The 16,617-nt window shown below is 72.5% G+C and carries 17 protein-coding genes; 9 read left to right on the forward strand and 8 right to left on the reverse strand.

Annotated elements, in window-relative coordinates; translation table 11 throughout:
- Positions 1 to 6: 6 nt before the first annotated feature.
- Together ACH01S_RS33710 and ACH01S_RS33715 are read left to right on the forward strand one after the other, a co-directional pair.
- Positions 7 to 612 (forward strand): NADPH-dependent FMN reductase, encoded by a 606-nt coding sequence (locus tag ACH01S_RS33710; RefSeq protein WP_218010489.1) that lies wholly within the window; start codon positions 7 to 9, stop codon positions 610 to 612.
- 44 nt (positions 613 to 656) lie between these two features.
- Positions 657 to 1,754 (forward strand): methyltransferase, encoded by a 1,098-nt coding sequence (locus tag ACH01S_RS33715; RefSeq protein ID WP_083981442.1) that lies wholly within the window; start codon positions 657 to 659, stop codon positions 1,752 to 1,754.
- Here the strand turns inward: ACH01S_RS33715 and ACH01S_RS33720 are convergent.
- Together ACH01S_RS33720 and ACH01S_RS33725 are read right to left on the reverse strand one after the other, a co-directional pair.
- Positions 1,723 to 2,268 (reverse strand): AAA family ATPase, encoded by a 546-nt coding sequence (locus ACH01S_RS33720; protein ID WP_067901380.1) that lies wholly within the window; start codon positions 2,266 to 2,268, stop codon positions 1,723 to 1,725. The two genes, ACH01S_RS33715 and ACH01S_RS33720, sit on opposite strands and share 32 nt — an antisense overlap.
- Positions 2,269 to 2,305: 37 nt before the next feature.
- A complete protein-coding gene (locus tag ACH01S_RS33725) occupies positions 2,306 to 2,929 on the reverse strand; it encodes a superoxide dismutase family protein (protein ID WP_067901383.1) in 624 nt (207 codons plus the stop codon).
- A gap of 206 nt (positions 2,930 to 3,135) precedes the next feature.
- Here ACH01S_RS33725 and ACH01S_RS44675 point away from each other — a divergent pair, with 206 nt between their 5' ends.
- Together ACH01S_RS44675 and ACH01S_RS33735 are read left to right on the forward strand one after the other, a co-directional pair.
- Positions 3,136 to 3,771: a hypothetical protein gene (locus ACH01S_RS44675; RefSeq protein WP_169809404.1), complete on the forward strand. Its 636-nt coding sequence runs from the start codon at positions 3,136 to 3,138 to the stop codon at positions 3,769 to 3,771.
- Positions 3,772 to 3,836: 65 nt separating this feature from the next.
- Positions 3,837 to 4,346 (forward strand): Lrp/AsnC family transcriptional regulator, encoded by a 510-nt coding sequence (locus ACH01S_RS33735; protein ID WP_067901387.1) that lies wholly within the window; start codon positions 3,837 to 3,839, stop codon positions 4,344 to 4,346.
- On the opposite strand, the gene ACH01S_RS33740 is transcribed toward ACH01S_RS33735, so the two are convergent.
- The 5 genes from ACH01S_RS33740 to ACH01S_RS33760 all read right to left on the reverse strand — a co-directional run bounded on the left by ACH01S_RS33740 (position 4,325) and on the right by ACH01S_RS33760 (position 10,119).
- A complete protein-coding gene (locus tag ACH01S_RS33740; protein ID WP_148344498.1) occupies positions 4,325 to 5,080 on the reverse strand; it encodes a gamma-glutamyl-gamma-aminobutyrate hydrolase family protein in 756 nt (251 codons plus the stop codon). The genes ACH01S_RS33735 and ACH01S_RS33740 overlap by 22 nt on opposite strands.
- A complete protein-coding gene (locus ACH01S_RS33745) occupies positions 5,081 to 6,550 on the reverse strand; it encodes an APC family permease (RefSeq protein WP_067901391.1) in 1,470 nt (489 codons plus the stop codon).
- A 26-nt stretch (positions 6,551 to 6,576) separates the two neighbouring features.
- Positions 6,577 to 7,860: a YlbE family protein gene (locus ACH01S_RS33750; protein WP_218010490.1), complete on the reverse strand. Its 1,284-nt coding sequence runs from the start codon at positions 7,858 to 7,860 to the stop codon at positions 6,577 to 6,579.
- 10 nt (positions 7,861 to 7,870) lie between these two features.
- On the reverse strand, positions 7,871 to 9,214 hold the full coding sequence (locus ACH01S_RS33755; protein ID WP_148344499.1) for a hypothetical protein: 1,344 nt from the start codon (positions 9,212 to 9,214) through the stop codon (positions 7,871 to 7,873).
- Positions 9,215 to 9,561: 347 nt separating this feature from the next.
- Positions 9,562 to 10,119: a TetR/AcrR family transcriptional regulator gene (locus ACH01S_RS33760; protein ID WP_067901401.1), complete on the reverse strand. Its 558-nt coding sequence runs from the start codon at positions 10,117 to 10,119 to the stop codon at positions 9,562 to 9,564.
- Positions 10,120 to 10,195: 76 nt separating this feature from the next.
- Between ACH01S_RS33760 and ACH01S_RS33765 the strand changes: the two genes are divergently transcribed.
- Both ACH01S_RS33765 and ACH01S_RS33770 read left to right on the forward strand, forming a co-directional pair.
- Positions 10,196 to 11,152 carry a TIGR03620 family F420-dependent LLM class oxidoreductase gene (locus tag ACH01S_RS33765; protein WP_067901404.1) on the forward strand — a complete coding sequence of 319 codons (957 nt, stop codon included), beginning with the start codon at positions 10,196 to 10,198 and terminating at the stop codon, positions 11,150 to 11,152.
- A 79-nt stretch (positions 11,153 to 11,231) separates the two neighbouring features.
- Positions 11,232 to 11,945, forward strand: coding sequence for a sensor histidine kinase (locus tag ACH01S_RS33770; RefSeq protein ID WP_067901406.1), 714 nt, complete (start codon positions 11,232 to 11,234; stop codon positions 11,943 to 11,945).
- Positions 11,946 to 11,953: 8 nt separating this feature from the next.
- On the opposite strand, the gene ACH01S_RS33775 is transcribed toward ACH01S_RS33770, so the two are convergent.
- Entirely contained in the window at positions 11,954 to 12,832 is an 879-nt protein-coding gene (locus ACH01S_RS33775) for a flavin reductase family protein (RefSeq protein ID WP_067901409.1), read from the reverse strand.
- A gap of 330 nt (positions 12,833 to 13,162) precedes the next feature.
- Here ACH01S_RS33775 and ACH01S_RS33780 point away from each other — a divergent pair, with 330 nt between their 5' ends.
- The 3 genes from ACH01S_RS33780 to ACH01S_RS33790 form a co-directional block, all read left to right on the forward strand.
- Positions 13,163 to 14,377 carry a Rieske 2Fe-2S domain-containing protein gene (locus tag ACH01S_RS33780; RefSeq protein WP_067901412.1) on the forward strand — a complete coding sequence of 405 codons (1,215 nt, stop codon included), beginning with the start codon at positions 13,163 to 13,165 and terminating at the stop codon, positions 14,375 to 14,377.
- A gap of 1 nt (position 14,378) precedes the next feature.
- Positions 14,379 to 15,566, forward strand: a complete 1,188-nt coding sequence (locus ACH01S_RS33785; protein ID WP_067901415.1) for an ABC transporter substrate-binding protein — start codon at positions 14,379 to 14,381, stop codon at positions 15,564 to 15,566.
- The coding region (locus ACH01S_RS33790; RefSeq protein ID WP_169809405.1) for a branched-chain amino acid ABC transporter permease at positions 15,563 to 16,617 on the forward strand (1,055 nt) is incomplete at its 3' end. The genes ACH01S_RS33785 and ACH01S_RS33790, both read left to right, overlap by 4 nt.

Below are 16,617 nucleotides of genomic sequence, written 5' to 3' on the forward strand. Positions count from 1 at the left end.
GCCCGCATGAACGTGGCACCGGAAATCATCTTCCTCAGCGGATCCCTCAGCGAGGACTCGAAGACCCGCCTCATCGCCGACTGGTGCGCCGGCCAGTGCGTGGGGCGCGGAGCCCTGACCCACGTCTTCCTCGGCACGGACCTGGAGTTCCCGTTCTACCGTCCCGGCGCCGCGGCACGCGACCGGCCCGAGATCCGGGACTACCTCCGGGCGATGGAACGGGCGGACGCGGTCGTCCTCGTGTCGCCCGCCTATCACGGCGGCGTCTCCGGCCTGCTGAAGAACGCGATCGACTACGTCAACGAACTGGCCGACGCCGACCGCCCGCTCCTGGACGGCCGGGCGATCGGCTGCATCGCCGTGGCGCGCGGCGAGCAGGGCGCGACGAGCACCCTCGCGATGCTGCGGACGATCGGCCACGCGCTCCGCGGCTGGCCCACCCCGCTCGGTGTCGCCCTCTCCAACGAGCAGGCGCACACCGACAGCGGCGGCGCACCCGTGGTCGAGCGCACCCGCGCCCAGCTCAAGGTGATGCTGGGCCAGGTCATCTCGCACTCCCGCATCACCGCCCGCAGACGGGCCAGCCGAACCCCGGCGGGCACCCGCCGATGACGTCCGCGAGGCATCACCGACCAGTCTCGGAAGGAGTCGGCTCAATGCGTGAGCAGGAACGGGTCCAGGGCCAGACGCTCCCCCAGTCCGTCACTCCCAACGGCGCGTGGGGAGACGCCGAACTGAGGCGCCGGGCGGACCTGGCGCTCCCGATGGCCATCCGCGTCGCGGCGACCCTGCGGCTGGCCGATCACATCGCCGACGGCGGAAGCCCGGCGGGCGAACTCGCCGACCGTTTGCGGGTCGATCCCGATGCGCTCGAACGACTCCTGCGCTACCTGGCGACCGAGGGCATCCTCGCCGAGGACGCTTCCGGCCGCTACCGGCTCACACCCTTGGGGAGACCCTTGCGGGAGACGCATCCGCAAAGCGTGCGCAGGGTCCTGGACATAGAAGGCGCTTTGGGGAGGGCCGAACTCACCTTCGTGGAACTGCTGCACACCGTCCGCACCGGCCGGGCCGCCTACGCCGCACGCTACGGCCGCCCGCACTGGCAGGACATGGAGGAGAACCCCGAACTGGCAGCCGGGTTCGACGCCTTGATGTCCACCCGGATGACCGCGTGCCTGCCCGCGATCATCCGGGCGCTGGACTGGGGAGCGCTGGGCCACGTGGTCGACGTCGGCGGCGGTGACGGCCGCCTCCTCGCCACCCTGCTGGCGGAGTTCCCGCTCCTGCGAGGCACGCTCGTCGAACGGCCCGGACCGGCGGCCGCCGCCCGGGCCTTCCTGGCGAAGACCGGCGCGGCCGACCGGTCCCAGGTGACGGAAGGCGACTTCTTCGGCCCGCTGCCACCGGGCGCGGGTGGCTACCTGCTGGTGAACGTCCTGCACAACTGGGACGACCCGGCCTGCCTGGCGATCCTGCGCCGATGCCGCGAGGCGGCGGGCGGCTCGGGCCGGGTCTTCGTGATCGAGCACCTCCGCACCGCGGGCAGCGCGCCCAGAGCCGCCCTGGACCTGCGCATGCTGCTCCTGTTCGGCGGAAGCCAACGCAGCCTCCCGGAGATCGCCGCCCTCGCGGCGTCCACCGGACTCGACCTCCACGGCGTCCGCCCCGCCGAAGAACTGACCGTCCTGGAATTCCGTCCCGCCGCCGTCGAACCGGAACTCACCCGGGGAGCCGAAAGTCCTCGGACTTGAGCGCGTGGCGCACCGCCTCAAGGGTCTCGTCCGGGGACTGGCCGCCGGTGTCCAGGACGTGCCGCTCCAGGTCCGCCAGGTCGGCGAACTGGTCCCACATCGCCAGGACCGGTTCCTCGGCGGTCAGCGCGTCCGGGCCAGTGCGGGCCTGGGCGCGGGCCAGGGTCGTCTCCCGCGCGGGCCGCAGGACGATGTAGTGCATCGGCGTCGCGGGGTCGTCCCGCTGGGCGCGCTGGAAGTGGTGCAGCATCCAGGGCCCGATGATCCCGTCCACGACCACGGTGTAGCCGCCCTCGGCGTAAGTCAGGGCGGCCAGGGCGATCACGCGCAGGACGGTCTGGTTCTGCCGGTCGGACTCGGGCAGGTACGGCGGGACCGCACCGGCCGCGATGAAGTGCCAGAAGTCGTCGGTGTGCAGGTGGACCGACTTCTCGAACCCGGCCGCCAGCGCCGCGGCGGTGGTGGACTTGCCCGCGCCCGGCGGTCCGGTCAGGATGACGACGTCGCCTCGCATGCTCCCGACGCTACAGATGCGGTCCGCGAATCGGCCGTCAGGGCTTCCGCTCGACGATGACCCCGCAGGCGCTGCGGCCGCCCGAGTCGCCCGCCTTCAGGGTGTCGGCGTCCGGGCCCTTCTTGCCGCCGGACTCGTACCGCTCCGGAATGTTGCCGTGGTTGTCGGCCAGCGCGTGGACCACGATCGCGCTGCCGTCGGCGTCCAGCAGGTCCTCGGTCCGGACCCGGTCGGTGAACGTCTCCGCCTCTCCGCGCCCGTCCTGCCCGATCAGCAGGTTCGGCAGGTCGCCCGCGTGCGCCCCGTGGCTGTGCGTCCCGCCGAGGTCCAGGTGCGGACCGGCGGTGAAGAACGGGCTGACCTTGCCGGTGTTGGGGTCGACGGCCCCCGGGTCGCACTTGCCGGTCGCGTGGATGTGGAAACCGTGGAAACCAGGGGGCAGGCCCCACACCTGGACCGACACCCGCTGGCGTCCCGAGTCGGCGCCCGTCACGGTCAGCTTCCCCACCTCCTTGCCCTGGACGTCCAGCACCTGCGCGGTCAGGTCCTGCCGTCCTTGACCGGTGGCCGCCTGGACGGCCGCCGAGACCGCCACGACCCCCGCCGCGCCCCCGATCGTGGCCACGATCGCCAGGTGCGCGACCGAAACGACTCTGTTCATTTCCGTCTCCTTCGAGGAGTTGGGACGGCCTTCTCCACCGCATGCCTTGCTACTGGCACCGCACAGGGACATCAACGGCCCGCCGGGAATCCGGCAGCCCTCGAAAAGACCCTGTCACCCAGAGCCAACCGACCACCCGCACGCCCGGCCGCTCTCCGAACCTTTTACGCGCAGGTCAGGACAACGGGGACCGTTACACTCCCGCCGTGAGTCCCAAGAAACACCTGCCCGCCTCGATCGCGGGCATCGTCGTGGTCTTCGCCCTCTTCGCGGGGTGCGTGGCGAGCGGAGGCAAGAAGTCGTCGGAAGCGGACGCGGACGCGGAGGCCCTGACGACGCCCACCGCGACGCCCGCCTCGCCGAAGCCCGGACCGCCCTCGAAGGCCCTCGGCTACACCGTGACCTCCGTGAAGGGGAAACGGGAGGGCGGCCGCAACTGCGTGATCGCGCGCGTGAAGATAGCCAACCACGGGCGCACCCGTGTCGAGTTCGGACGGTACTCCCGCTTCCCCTCCCCTTTCACGCTCGTGAGCGCCACGGGCCGCGAAATCCGTTCGGCCAAGCGGACCCTGGTCATTGATTGGGGCGTCCTTCCCGGTGGGGAGGACACGGGCAGCATCAGTTTCTGCGCGTCCGGGATCGCCAACGGCGACAGGGTGACCCTCCATCAGGGCAGAAAGAGATGGAAGGTTCGAATTCCGGAACCCAAGCCCAAGCACACGGTCAAACCCCCGCCAGCGCCGTCGAAACAACGCGGCGGGCACCAAGGCGGGGGCGCCTATCCCGGTTACACGGGGCCGCGCTGCTATGCGCCCGGCGGAAAGACCTGGCGTCCCTGCTGAGGCTGCGAAGTGCTTCCCTCACCTCGGCGCGCGGTGACCGGGCAGGGGGGCGATACGCTGAGCGGGTGGGTGGCAAGGAGAGGTCCAATGACGGCGCGAGGCCGGGGCAGGCCACCCCCTCACTGGCGGCGCTGGACAGCACGGACCGCGAGATCCTCCGGATCCTCCAGAAGGACGGGCGCACGTCGAACTCCGCGATCGCGCGGCAGCTCGGGATCACGGAGACGACCGTGCGCAAGCGCATCGCGGCGATGCGCGACCGGGACCTCATGGAGATCGTCGCGGTGCCGACGCCGCGGCTGGCCGGATACAACATCTCGGCGATCATCGGGCTCTCGGTGAGCCTCCCGCACCTGCGCGAGGTGAGCCAGGCGCTGGTCGGGGCGCCGGAGGTCCGCTACTGCGGGCTGTCCACGGGGCGCTTCGACGTGATGATCGAGGCGTTCTTCTACGACAAGGAGCACCTGCTCCGGTTCACCACCGACGTGCTCGGCGGGCTGCCGGGCATCACCGCCGTGGAGACCTCGCTCATCCTCAAGATCGAGAAGTTCTCCTACGAGTGGGAGCTCGGCTGAGCGGTCCGGCGTCCCGCCGCCGCGCCGACGAGCTGGGCGAACAGCCCGGTCATGCCGCTCTCCTCCGCGTGGCCCTGGACCCCGCAGGCGAAGGCCCGGTCGCGGATCTCGATGCCCTCGACGACCCCGTCCTCGGCCCAGGCCGTCTCCACCACGCCCCGCCCCGGCCTGTCGACGGCCTGATGGTGGTGGGTGGCGATGTCGGCGCGGTCACCGAGCGCGGCGTACAGCCGGCTGCCCGGCCGGATGATGATCGGGTGCTTGCCGAACCCCGAGCGGTCCGGCAGGTGCGCGTCGGTGCCGACGGCGTCGGGCAGGTGCTGGACGAGGGTCCCGCCCCGGACGACGTTGAGCAGTTGCATGCCCCGGCAGATGCCGAGGACGGGCAGGTCGGCGGCCAGGGCGGCGCCGGCGAGCCGGATCTCCCACTCGTCCCGCGCGGCGTCCGCCGGGCGCGCGGACGGGTGCGGCCGCGCCCCGTACCGGCCGGGGTCGATGTCCCCGCCCCCGGCCAGCACCAGGCCGTCGAGCCTGCCGACCACGTCGGCCGCCGCCTCCGGCTGCGGGGGCAGGACGACGGCGATCCCGCCGGCGGCCACCACCTGCTCGTGGTAGGCCACCGGCAGGACGACCGCCCGCCGCCGCCAGGCGTCCCACGCGGCCTCGGCCAGGTCGGCGCTGACGCCGATCAGGGGCCGGTCCGGCACGTCCGCCGCACAGTTCAGGCCGGTCAATCAGAAGACCTCGGTCTTGGTCAGCCGCTCGTAGACCTCGGGCTGGCTCCGCCTGAGCCGCAGCGACCGGACGGTCCCGACGAGGAACGCCAGCGGGATGAAGCTGAGCAGGAGGACGTTCACCCAGTCGGTCCGCCCGGAGAGCAACTCGAAGTTGCGCGCCACCAGCCACGACGCGACGCCCAGCCCGGCGAGGCTGAGGACCGGCGCCACCGTCGTGCTCCACACGGTGAGCCCGTGCGCGGTGTTCATCCGGTTGAAGTAGACCGCGATCGCGAGCGAGCACAGCGCCTGCAGGACGATCACGGCCAGCACGCCCGGCGCCACCATCAGCAGGAACACCTGGAGGTAGGGGTCGGCTCCGGTGACCGCGAACGCGACGACCGCCACCAGGCCGACGGCCCCCTGGACGGCGCTCGCCACGTACGGCGACCGGTGGTGGGGGTGCACGCGGGCGAGCCCGCTCGGCAGCATCTTCTCCCGGCCGAGCGTGAACAGGTACCGCGACGCGGTGTTGTGGAAGGCCAGCGTGGACGCGAACGCGCTGGTCACCAGCAGGACCTCCATCACGACCACCGCGCCGTGCCCGACGTACTTCTCCGTCGCGGTGAACACGAGCCCGACCGGGTCGGCGGTGGCGGCGTCCACGATCGACGCCTTGCCGTAGGCGACGTACACGATCCAGGCCATGAACGTGTAGAAGAGGGCCAGGAACCCGACGGCCAGGTAGACGGCCCTAGGGACGGTCCGCTCCGGGTCGCGGGCCTCCTCCGAGTAGATCGCGGTCGACTCGAACCCGATGAACGCGCCGAACACGATGGCGAACATCGCGCCCGTGCTGCCGCCCGCGAAGACCGACGACGGGGAGAAGGAGTCCAGGTCGAGCCCCTCCGCGCCGCCCTGCCAGAGCACCGGCGCGGCGAGGACGAGCAGGACCACCGCCTCCGACAGCAGGGCGACGCCGAGCACCTTGGCGCTGAGGGAGATCTGCCGGTGCCCCAGGTAGACGACGATGGCCAGCGCGGCGAGCGAGAACACCGGCCACGGCACGTCGACGCCGAAGGCGTCCTTGACCGGCGCCTTGGCGAAGGCCCCGACCGCGCCGAGCTGGCCGATGGCGATCACCGAGTACGCCGCCGTCGCCAGGGTCGCCGCCCCGCCGCCGACCGGCCGGCCGAGGCCCTGCCCGATGTAGGAGTAGAAGGCGCCCGCGTTCTTGATGCGCAGCGCCATCCGGGTCAGTCCGACCGCGAACAGCAGCAGGACGATGCCCGCGACGAGCTGCGCGCCGGGCGCGCCGATCCCGCCGATCATGAAGGCCAGCGGGGCGAACCCGGCGACCACGAGCAGCGGTCCGGCCGCGGCCACGACGAAGAAGGCCAGCTCGAAGGGCCCCATCCGGCCCTGGATATGGGACGCGGTCTTCGTCGCTCCGCCGCCGGTGGGGGTCACCTGCTCCGAGTTCGTCATGGCTCACTCCAGGGGGTTCATACGGGTCAGGAGGCCGGGGAAACGGGGTAGCGCTCGGCGTAGGCGGCGGCCGCGGCGGTGAACGCCTCGACGCGGGGACGCAGGAGGCCCGCGCCGATCTGGCCTCCGGAGCGCCCGGCCAGGCCGCCGTCGATCAGGGGGGTGCGGCCGGTGGCGATCACGGCGTGCAGGTCGACGCCCACGGGCGTGCCGCGGAAGCCGAACGCCGGGATCTTGTAGTCGGGGTGCTCCGCCGCGGTGATGGAGTACATCGCCTCGTTGTTCTCCAACATGGCTTGGAACGTTCCGCCCTGGTAGTCCATCAGCGAGGGGGCGCACGCCTGCGCCATCCCGCCGAGGCCGACGGTCTCGGTGACGCAGCTCTCCCCGCCGATCCATTCGGCGTCCGCCTCGGTGAAGCCGTCGAAGAAGCGGCCCTGCAGCTCGGGGTGGCCGCCGCGGAACCACTCGTCGCCGAGGCCGCTGACGCGGACCGCGAACTCGCGGCAGTTGATCGCCATCCCGGTGAGCAGGCTGCTGTGCTCGACGCCGTGGGCGGCGTCGGCGGTGGCCTTGGCCGCGGCCATGCTCAGCCGGAGGAAGGTGTAGTCGTTCGCGAGGAAGAAGTCCATGACCTCTTCCACGCGCGTCCGCCACTCGGCCGTCGCGGCGAGGGCGAACAGCCGCGGGGTCAGCTCCCGCTGGAGCAGCAGGGTGGCCGCCGTGTTGCGGCTGTGCAGCTCGTCGCCCAGCCGCAGCGCCCGGGCCATCAGCGGCTTGAGCGGGATCGGGGCGTCCGCGAGGCTCTCGGCCAGCACCGGCGCCATGGTCGTCTCCAGCCACCGCAGGCCGTCGGCGACCTCCTGGTCGTAGGAGCCGTAGTTCAGCCGGTAGCGGCTCTTGCCCTCGTAGAAGTTGCAGAAGGCGGTGTTGCCGTGGGCCTCGTCGCGGACGACGAACACCGGCATCGACGCGGTGTAGATCCCGGCGACCGAGCCGATGCAGCCGTGCTGCTGGGTGGCGCGGACCTGGATCTCGCCGCCGTCGAGCTTGGCCTCGGCGTCCTCGACGCTCCCCGCCAGGCCCTCGTAGACCGCGCCGTACAGGATCGCGCGGCGCTGGCCGCCGGTGTACTCGGGCCACTCCAGCGGCGCGCCGGACGTCAGGATCGTGGTGGGCGTCATCCCGGGCACGACGTCCCCGGCCGCGGCCACCCCCACCAGCACGGGCTCGGCGCCGACCAGCCGCTCCAGCGCCTCGGCGTTGGCCCGCGCGCGCCGCGCCTCGACCTCGGCCGGAGTCTCGTTCACGGTGGTCATCTCAAAGCCTCTGCAGGTAGTTCCGGGTCTCCCAGTCGGTGACCACTGATCCGTACTCGCGGCACTCGGCCCGCTTGTAGTCGAGGAAGGTGCGGTGGAACTCCTTGCCCATGACCGTTTCGGCGAGGCCGTCCGCCTCGAACTGGTCGAGCGCCTGCTCAAGGGAGCGGGGCAGGGCGAGGTCGCCGTATCCGGCGAGCTCCTCCGTGGTCATACGGTAGGTGTCGCGGTTGAGTGGTTCGCCCGGGTCGAGCTTCTTGGCGACGCCGTCCAGCCCGGCGGCGAGGATGAGCCCGATGCCGAGGTGGTAGTTGACGGAGGCGTCCACGGTGCGCACTTCGAGGCAGTGCCGGTTCACCGGCATCCGGCACATCAGGGTCCGGTTGTTCTCGCCCCAGCTCCGGTAGACGGGGGCCCAGGAGATCTCGTCCATGAAGCCCTTGCTGGTGAACCGCTTGTAGGAGTTGACCGTCGGCGACGTCACCGCGCAGATCGCGCCCGCGTGGGCGAGGACGCCCGCGACGAAGTGGCGGGCGGTGTCGCTGTAGCCCCCGCCGGACGCGGCCTCGAAGACGTTCCGGCCGCTCTCCTTGTCGGCCAGGCTGATGTTGACGTGCGACGCGGAGCCGAAGTCGTCCTGGAACGGCTTGGCCATGAACGTCGCGATGCAGCCCAGCTCGCGGGCGACGTGCTTGGCCATCAGCCGGAAGATCACCATGCGGTCGGCCATGGTGAGCGCGTCGGTGTAGTCGAAGTTGAACTCGTACTGCCCGTCGCCCCCCTCGTGGTCGAAGGAGTAGACGCCGTACCCGAGCCCGTTCATGTACTCGACCATCGGCCCGAGGAAGGGCTCGGCCAGCACCGTGGTCTCCAGGTCGTAGCCCCGCGTCGGCGCGTCCAGCCGGTCCTGCGGGACGAGCGGCTCCCACCCCCCGGCGGTCTCGCGCACCACGTAGAACTCCGGCTCGATCCCCACGTTGGCGACGAAGCCCATCTCGGCGGCGGCCTCGACCTGGCGGACCAGGAAGTTGCGCGCCTCCTGCGGGTAGAGCTCGCCGTCGAGGTGCAGGCTCGTCGGCACCACCGCGAACTCCGGCTTCCAGGGCAGGACCACCAGCCGGTCGAGATCGGGGATGCCCGCGCACTCGTCCTCGTGCGGACCGAGGTCGCCCATGCCCTCCAGCGCGCCGACGGTGTACAGCTCCGAGCCCTTCGCCATCGAGGGCAGCGACTCCACCGGGACGCACTTGCTCTTGGGCACCCCGTGGATGTCGACATAGAAGCCGAACACGTACTTGACGCCCTGCTCGATCAGCTGGTCCCGCAGGACCTCCGCCTGTGACACAAACCACTCCTCTACTCGATTTCGACCCATAGTGGGGTTCTAGGGTTCGAATGTCAACACTTTGACAGCCTTGAAGTACTTGATCTCGATCCGAGGGGGCGACGGGTGGACGACCCCGGGGGCCCGGTGGGGTGACGCGGCCGCTACCGCCTGGCGCGTTCAGGGAGCGCGGGAGAAATCTCCGGCCACTCGGTGAGCCCGGGATCCCGAAAAAGGAAATCCGTTGCCGCGAGAAATGTGGCGCCATGGCAAATTCAAAGGCGCGCCGCCATACCGGCGACGCGCCCGTGTGCGTCAAGGAATTCGGGGGCCGAAGCCCCGGGAGCGGACCGCTCGGCGGCGGCGGGTCAGCGGGGTTCCAGGCCCTCCACGGCCAGGCGCAGCAGGCGGTCGAGGTCGGCGGTCGTGTAGTGGCTCGCGGCGCCCGCCCCGCAGACCAGGGCGAATACTTCGGCGCGGGAGACGTCGGCGCGAATGGCGCCCGCCTTTTGGGCCTTGACCAGCAGCAGGTCGGCGGCGGCGCGCATGCTCTGGACGCTGTCGTTCAGGTCCGACCCTTCGGCCTCGGCCGTGGCCAGGATCGATTCCGCGAGGCCCTGATAGGTCGACGAGCAGCGGCCGAATTCGCGCAGCCATTCGATGAGCGCCGCGCGGGGCGCGGCGGAGTCGGCGAGCCGCTCCGCGTCCTCCCGGAGGGCGATGACCTGGTCGTGGATCAGGGCCTGGAGGAGGGCCTCGCGGGTCGGGAAGTGCTTGTAGAGGGTGCCGATGGCGATCCCGCAGGTGCGCGCGATCTCCGCCAGCGACGCCTGCACGCCGTTCCGGCGGAAGGCCGCGTCCGCGGCCTTGAGCAGCTTCTCCCGGTTCTGGCGAGCGTCGGCACGCATCGCCCTGGGCTCTGGCACACGACCTCCTTGTTAAGGTGAGTGGCTCTCACTATGCTTAGGTGAGAAGGTCTCATTCTATCTTCCGGGAGGACGGATGGACACGACGGCGGGCCCCCTCGGCCTGTGGACGTTGGCGCTCGACAAGGAACCCGCCCCCCGGGTACGCGAACTGGCGGCCGAGATCGAGTCGCTCGGCTTCGGCGCCCTGTGGATCGGCGAGGAGTTCGGCCGCAACGTGCTGACGCACGCGGGGCTGCTCCTCGGCGCGACGGACCGGCTCGTGGTCGGCACCGGGATAGCGAACATCTTCTTTCGCGATCCGATCGCGATGGCCGCCGCGGAGCGCTCCCTCGCGGAGGCCCACCCCGGCCGGTTCGTCCTCGGCCTCGGCGGGCACCGGGTCGACGACCGGCCGCTGATCTACCTGGGGCACCGCGTCCCGTCCGGCGGACGCGCCGTCTCGACGATGGGCGCCTACCTGGACGCCATGGACGCGGTGCCCCTGCAGAGCCCGCCGCCGTCCGTGCCCAACCCCCGCGTCCTCGGCGCGCTCGGGCCGAAGATGCTGGACCTCGCGGCGGAGCGGACCGACGGCGCGCTGCCCTACCTGGTGCCGGTCGCGCACACCGAGGACGCCCGTACCCGGCTCGGCCCCGACGCGCTGCTGGCCGTCGAGCAGGCGGTCGTGCTCGACCCCGACCCGGACCGGGCCCGCGACCTGGCGCGGGCCCATGTCGCCAAGTACCTCGCGCTCGGCGGCGCGCACGTCAAGGACATGCTGCGGTTCGGCTACACGGTCGAGGAGCTGTCGGACGACCCGGCCGACCGCGTCGTCGACGCGCTGGTGGCGGGCGGCGGGCCCGGAGCGCTCGACGCCGTCGCCGACCGGGTGCGGGCCCACCTCGACGCCGGGGCCGATCACGTCTGCCTGCAGGTGCTGACCGCCCGGCCGGGCGCCGCGCCGGTCGCCGAATGGCGCGAACTGGCCGAGCTGACCGGCGGTCTGCCGCGCCGCGGCCGCGCGGTCAGCCGGGCCGGATCCGCCACCTGACCAGCGTCACGCGGAGGCGACGCGCACCGGCCGTCGCCTCCGCCCGACCCATCACCGCGAACGAACAGGAGCCGTCATCATGACCGGATCCACCACCGGCCACCCGGCCAGGGCGCGCGGAGAGCCGATCGGCCGCCCCGGCGCCCGCGAAGAGCGCAACCGCCGGTTCTCCGCGGCGCTCGCGCACGAGCTGCGCACGCCGGTCGCGTCCTTCGAACTCCAGTTGAAGGAGGCGCTCGCGCATGCCGAGGGCGACGAGACCCGCGCCGCGCTCTCCGGCGCGCTGCGGGCCGCCGAGCGCCTCGGCGGGATCGTCGTCGACCTGCTCTTCCTGGAGCGGCTCGACGCCGGGCCGAGCACCCCCGCCGAGCGGGTCGATCTCGCCGCCCTGCTCACCGAGCGGCTCTCCCGCGGTTCCCCGCGCCGGACCCGGCTCCAGGTCGCCGAAGCCCTCACCGTGCCGGGAGATCCCGCGCTGATCGCGCGCCTGCTGGCCGCCCTGCTCGACAACGCCGAACGCCACGCCGACGACACGATCACCGTCACCCTGGCCCGCGGCGACGGCGAGGCGGTCCTCACCGTCGCCGACGACGGGCCCGGCATCCCGCCGGGCCACCGCGACCGCGTCTTCGACCTCTTCCACCGGCCCGACACGGCCCGCGGCCGGGGCACCGGCGGCGCCGGGCTCGGCCTCACGATCGCCCGCGCCATCGCCGTCCTGCACCACGGCACCCTCACCGCGGCCCCCGCCGAGCACGGCGCGCGGCTCGTCTGCCGGCTGCCGCTGCGATGAGGCGCGGTTCAGTTCGCCGCGGCGGCCGCGCTCCGCGGCTCGGCGTCGCCGAACCGCCCGCCGCCGAAGAACAGCAGGACGGGCCGCTCCGCGAGCAGCCGCGCCTCGTAGACCTCGCCGATGATCAACGTATGGTCGCCCGTGCGCAGGGCGTTGCGGGTGCGGGCGGAGAAGGCGGCGCTCGCGTCGGCGAGGCGCCAGCCGCCCCGGGCGGTCGCGACGAGGTCGACGCCGCCGAACTTCTCCGGCCCGCTCCGCGCCAGCTGGATCGCGAGGTCGGACTGGCCGGCGTGCAGGACGCTGACGGTGAAGTCCGTGCACCGCACGAACGCGGGGTGGCTGGACGCGGCGTGGCCCACCGACAGGCCCACCAGCGGGGGGTCGAGGGAGAGCGAGACGAGCCCCGTGGCGGTGAACCCGACGGGCCCGCCGGTGCCGGGGTCCGCGGTGATGGCGACGGCGACGCCCGTGACGAAGCTGCCCATGACCCGGCGCAGCTCGGCGCCTCCCGGCCGGGACCCGGACGTTCCCGCGAGCATCTGGACGGCGCGCTCCGCGCACGCCCGCTCGATCTCGGCGCTGGACGCGCTCGCCGCCACGGCGAAGTCCACGGCGCCCTGGCCGCCCACGAGCAGCGAGGTCCCGCCGTCCGGCACGCCGCCGCGCGCCCCGCCGTCCGCGCGCCGGAGCGCGGCCGAGTCCAGCCGGGCGCGCGCGCTCGCCTCCGCCAGCGCGCGCGCCTCGGTCTCGAAGGTCCAGTCGGCGTCGCCGCCGCGGCTGGAGGCGAGGCAGCGGCCCGACCCGTCGGCGACGGCGACCGCGACCGGCTCGCCGTGCAGGGTCGCGAGGCTCAGCGCCGATTCGAGCGCGGCTTGTGCGATGTCCATTCTCGTGCGCCTTCCGTGCTGCCGACTGGACGGGGGATCGCCTCGACGATGCGGGACGGCGCGCCCTTCGACCAAGCCCCGTTGCATTCCGAGCAACCCGCCCCGCGACCTCGGAGAACACGGCGTTGCGATAGCTGCAACCGCGGTTCGCCCGCGAATGCCGCCTGGGTCACATTGACGGTGAGCGGAACCTGAACAGCGGTGGAACGGCCGGGTCGGGGCCCCGGCCGGCGCCACCGCCCCCCTTCGACGAGAGACGGCGCACACCCCCGGACGTTCGCCTAGCCCAGCGCCTCGTCGGCGGGCCCGGCGATGAGGAGGAGACAGATCATGGGTACGACGGAACGGGCGGCGGAGCTCGACGCCGGCGTGGACGAGAGCGGCGGCGCGCGGCCGCTGCGCGGCGGGCGGTGGCACGTCGGCTACACCGAGGCCCGGCACGGGCTGCGGAACTACTGGTACCCGGCGCTCTTCTCGCACGAGATCGAGGAGGGGACGTTCCGGACCCGGCGCATGCTGGGCGAGAACATCCTCTTCAACCGGGTGGACGGCACGGTGCTGGCCGTCGCCGACAGCTGCGTCCACCACATGGTGCGCCTGTCGGCGAAGCCCGGCGGCGCCGAGAGCCACGTGCCGGGCACGGTGACCTGTTGGTACCACGGCTTCACCTACGACATGCGGACCGGCGACCTCACCGGCGTCCTGACCCAGCCGGACTGCCCGCTGATCGGCCGGGCGAAGATCGCGAGCTATCCGGTGACGGAGCGCCAGGGCGTCGTGTTCGTCTGGATCGGCGACGCCGAGCCCGGCCCGCTGGAGGCGGACGTCCCGCCCGGGTTCCTCGGCGAGGACCACAAGGTCGTCGGCCTGCGCCGGACGATCGCGAGCAACTGGCGGCTCGGCGCCGAGAACGGCTTCGACCCGACGCACATCTACTTCCACCGCGAGGCGCCGATCGTCACGGGCACCTCGCGCCGGATGCCGCTGGGCCTGAACATGGTGCCGGGCAAGGAGCCGGAGTTCGTCTCCGCCGGGGGGCGCCGGGGCCTCGTCGACATGCTGCGCGAGAACTACGAGCCGCTCTACGAGGCCGAGGTCAACGGCAGCGTCGTCAAGGCGACCGGCACCCACCGGTCGACGACCGAGGAGGGGTCGATCTGGCTGCCCGGCGTCCTGAAGATCACGAAGTTCCTGCCCGACCCGGAGATGACGCACTTCGAGTGGTACGTCCCGATCGATGAGGACCGGCACGACTACGTGCAGATGCTCGTCCGGCCGTGCGCGGACGCGGACGAGGAGAGGGACTTCGTCGCCCAGTACGACGGCATGTGGAAGCAGATGTTCCACCGCGACGGCTTCAACGACCAGGACATCTGGGCCCGCTGCGCGCTGCAGGAGGTCTTCGCCAACGAGGACGAATGGTCGTCCGAGCAGTTGATGAAGCCCGACATGGCGCTCATCCACTGGCGGCGGATGGTGCACGGGCACGCCCGCGGCTTCCAGGGGCCGCCGCGCTTCCCCGCGCCCAAGGGCTCGGTGGACTGACATGCGCACCCACCCCGTCCCCGGCGGCTCGAAGCAGCACCCGGAACGCTGGACGCGGCTCTCCGCGGCCCTGATCGCGGCCTCGCTCGCCCTCGCCGCGTGCTCGGGCGGCGGCGAGTCGGCGGACGACGAAATCGTGTTCGGCCTCGACCTCGAACTCACCGGCACCGGCTCGTTCCTCGGCAAGGGGATGCAGGCCGGGATCCAGGCGGCGGTCGCGAAGCTCAACGCGGCGGGCGGCGTCGGCGGCAAGCGGATCCGCGTCGTCACGCGCGACAACCAGAGCGACCCGACGCGCGCCGCCACGCTGGTCTCCGAGCTCAAGCGCAAGGGCGCCGGCCTGATCATCGGCCCGGGCTTCGCCCAGGACTGCGCCGCCGCCGCCCAGATCCTCGTCAGGGAGGACGTCGCCGGGCTCTGCCTCAGCGCCGGCGACCTGCCGAAGAACGACACGAACATGTTCGGCGTCGGCCTCGACTACGCCACCATGGAGCAGGCGATCGCCACGCAGTTCGCCCTCGGCGGCGTCAAGCGGGTCGGTCTCGTCGCCGCGAACGACACGAGCGGCGACCAGACCGTCGCCACGTTCGTCGGCGCCGCCAAGGCGCGCGGTATCGCGGTCGACGTCCAACGGTTCAACGGCCCCGCCAACGACCTCACCCCGCAACTGCTCGCGGTGAGCCGGAACAAGCCCGACGCCATCCGCGTCCAGGCCACCGGTCCGGACGCGCTCGTCGGCGTCGCGAACGTCAAGTCGCTCGGCATCAGGACGCCGGTCTGGCTGCCGAACTCGGCGGCTTCGCTGCGTTTCGCGGACCAGGTGAAGGGCGACGTCGGCGGCGGCGACATCGCGACCTGGATTCCGGCGATGCTGGCCCCGAACGGCACCGAGGACCACCCCGCCCAGGCCGTGCAGATCAACGCGTTGCGGGCGGCGCTCTCGGGGGCCGACACCATCTCCGCCGCCGGGTGGGACGCCGTCCAGATGGCCGCGGCCGCGATAGACAAGGCGGGCGGCACGAAGACGAAGAAGCTCATCACCGCGCTGGAGAACGGCGAGAAGTACTTCGGCGCCTACGCGGTCCAGCAGATGACCAGGGCCGACCACCGGGGCGCCAGCGACGAGGGCACGCTCCTGCCGGCCCGCTTCACGCCGCGGGGCGGGTTCGTCCTGAAGGACTCCCCATGAGTTCGGCGGCCACCGGCCGGATCCGCCTGGCGGGCGTCCGGGTCCGGCCCCGCGTCTGCGTCGCCCTGGTCCTGGTCGGGGTCTGCGCGGTGGCGCTCGGCGGCGAGCGCGAGCCGGTGCTGCTGGCGATCGGGATCTGGGGGATCGCGGCCGTCGGGCTGGGGCTGGTGCTCGGGTTCGCCGGTCAGATCTCCCTCTGCCAGGCCACCTTCGTCGGCATCGGCGCGTACTCGTACGGGATCCTGACGACGAAGCTCGGCGTGCCCCCGGTGGCCGCGCTCCTCTGCGGGGCGGTCGCCGCGGGCGCGCTCGCCGCGCTCGTCTCGCCGATCCTCCGCATCCGCGGCTACTACCTGGCGATCGCGACCATCGTGTTCAGCCTGCTGGCGTCGGCGCTGGCCGTCTCGGGCATCGGCGTGCCGGGCGGCTCCAGCGGCCTGTCGGGCATCCCCTACATCGGGATCGGGGGCCTGCGCCTGGAGGCACCGCGCGAATACGCGGCGCTGGCGCTCGCCCTGCTGGCCGCCTTCGCCGTCGGCGCGCACCTGCGCTACGGGCGCGGCCGGCGGTGGCGGGCGATCCAGTCGATCCGGCACGACGAGTCACTCGCGGAAGGCATGGGCCTCAACGTGGTCGGCGTCAAACGCGAACTGTTCACCGTCTCGGGAGCCGCCGCCGGGCTGGCCGGCGGGATCCTCGGCGCCGCGTTCGGGTTCGTCGCGCCCTCGCAGTTCGCCTTCGGGGAGTCGTTCACCCTCGCGCTGGCCGTGTTCATCGGCGGGTCGCTGAGCCTGTGGGGGGCCGTTCTCGGAGTCGTGCTGCTGGAGGTCTCCGGTCCCCTTCTGGGCGACGCCGGTTCCCTGCACGGTCTCCTGGTCGGAGCGGCGGCGCTGCTGACCGTCCGGCTGGCGCCGCACGGGTGGATCCGCCGCCGCGAGGAGGACGCGCACGCCACCGCGCCACCGCCGCCGCCCGCGCGCCGCGAGACGGCCCCCGCCACGGCCCCCGTCACGGCGATCGGACGGCGCGCCGGCGGCGCGAGCCTCACGAC

It is taken from the genome of Actinomadura chibensis NBRC 106107, assembly GCF_001552135.1.
Taxonomy (GTDB): Bacteria; Actinomycetota; Actinomycetes; order Streptosporangiales; family Streptosporangiaceae; genus Spirillospora; species Spirillospora chibensis.

Excerpts from the sequence above, each read along its gene's own strand:
- ACH01S_RS33775 (WP_067901409.1), bottom strand. The coding sequence starts at position 12,832 with ATGGACATCGCACAAGCCGCGCTCGAATCGGCGCTGAGCCTCGCGACC.
- ACH01S_RS33710 (WP_218010489.1), top strand. The coding sequence starts at position 7 with ATGAACGTGGCACCGGAAATCATCTTCCTCAGCGGATCCCTCAGCGAG.
- ACH01S_RS33745 (WP_067901391.1), bottom strand. The coding sequence starts at position 6,550 with ATGACGAACTCGGAGCAGGTGACCCCCACCGGCGGCGGAGCGACGAAG.
- ACH01S_RS33780 (WP_067901412.1), top strand. The coding sequence starts at position 13,163 with ATGGGTACGACGGAACGGGCGGCGGAGCTCGACGCCGGCGTGGACGAG.
- ACH01S_RS33720 (WP_067901380.1), bottom strand. The coding sequence starts at position 2,268 with ATGCGAGGCGACGTCGTCATCCTGACCGGACCGCCGGGCGCGGGCAAG.
- ACH01S_RS33725 (WP_067901383.1), bottom strand. The coding sequence starts at position 2,929 with ATGAACAGAGTCGTTTCGGTCGCGCACCTGGCGATCGTGGCCACGATC.
- ACH01S_RS33715 (WP_083981442.1), top strand. The coding sequence starts at position 657 with ATGCGTGAGCAGGAACGGGTCCAGGGCCAGACGCTCCCCCAGTCCGTC.
- ACH01S_RS33785 (WP_067901415.1), top strand. The coding sequence starts at position 14,379 with ATGCGCACCCACCCCGTCCCCGGCGGCTCGAAGCAGCACCCGGAACGC.
- ACH01S_RS33770 (WP_067901406.1), top strand. The coding sequence starts at position 11,232 with ATGACCGGATCCACCACCGGCCACCCGGCCAGGGCGCGCGGAGAGCCG.
- ACH01S_RS33765 (WP_067901404.1), top strand. The coding sequence starts at position 10,196 with ATGGACACGACGGCGGGCCCCCTCGGCCTGTGGACGTTGGCGCTCGAC.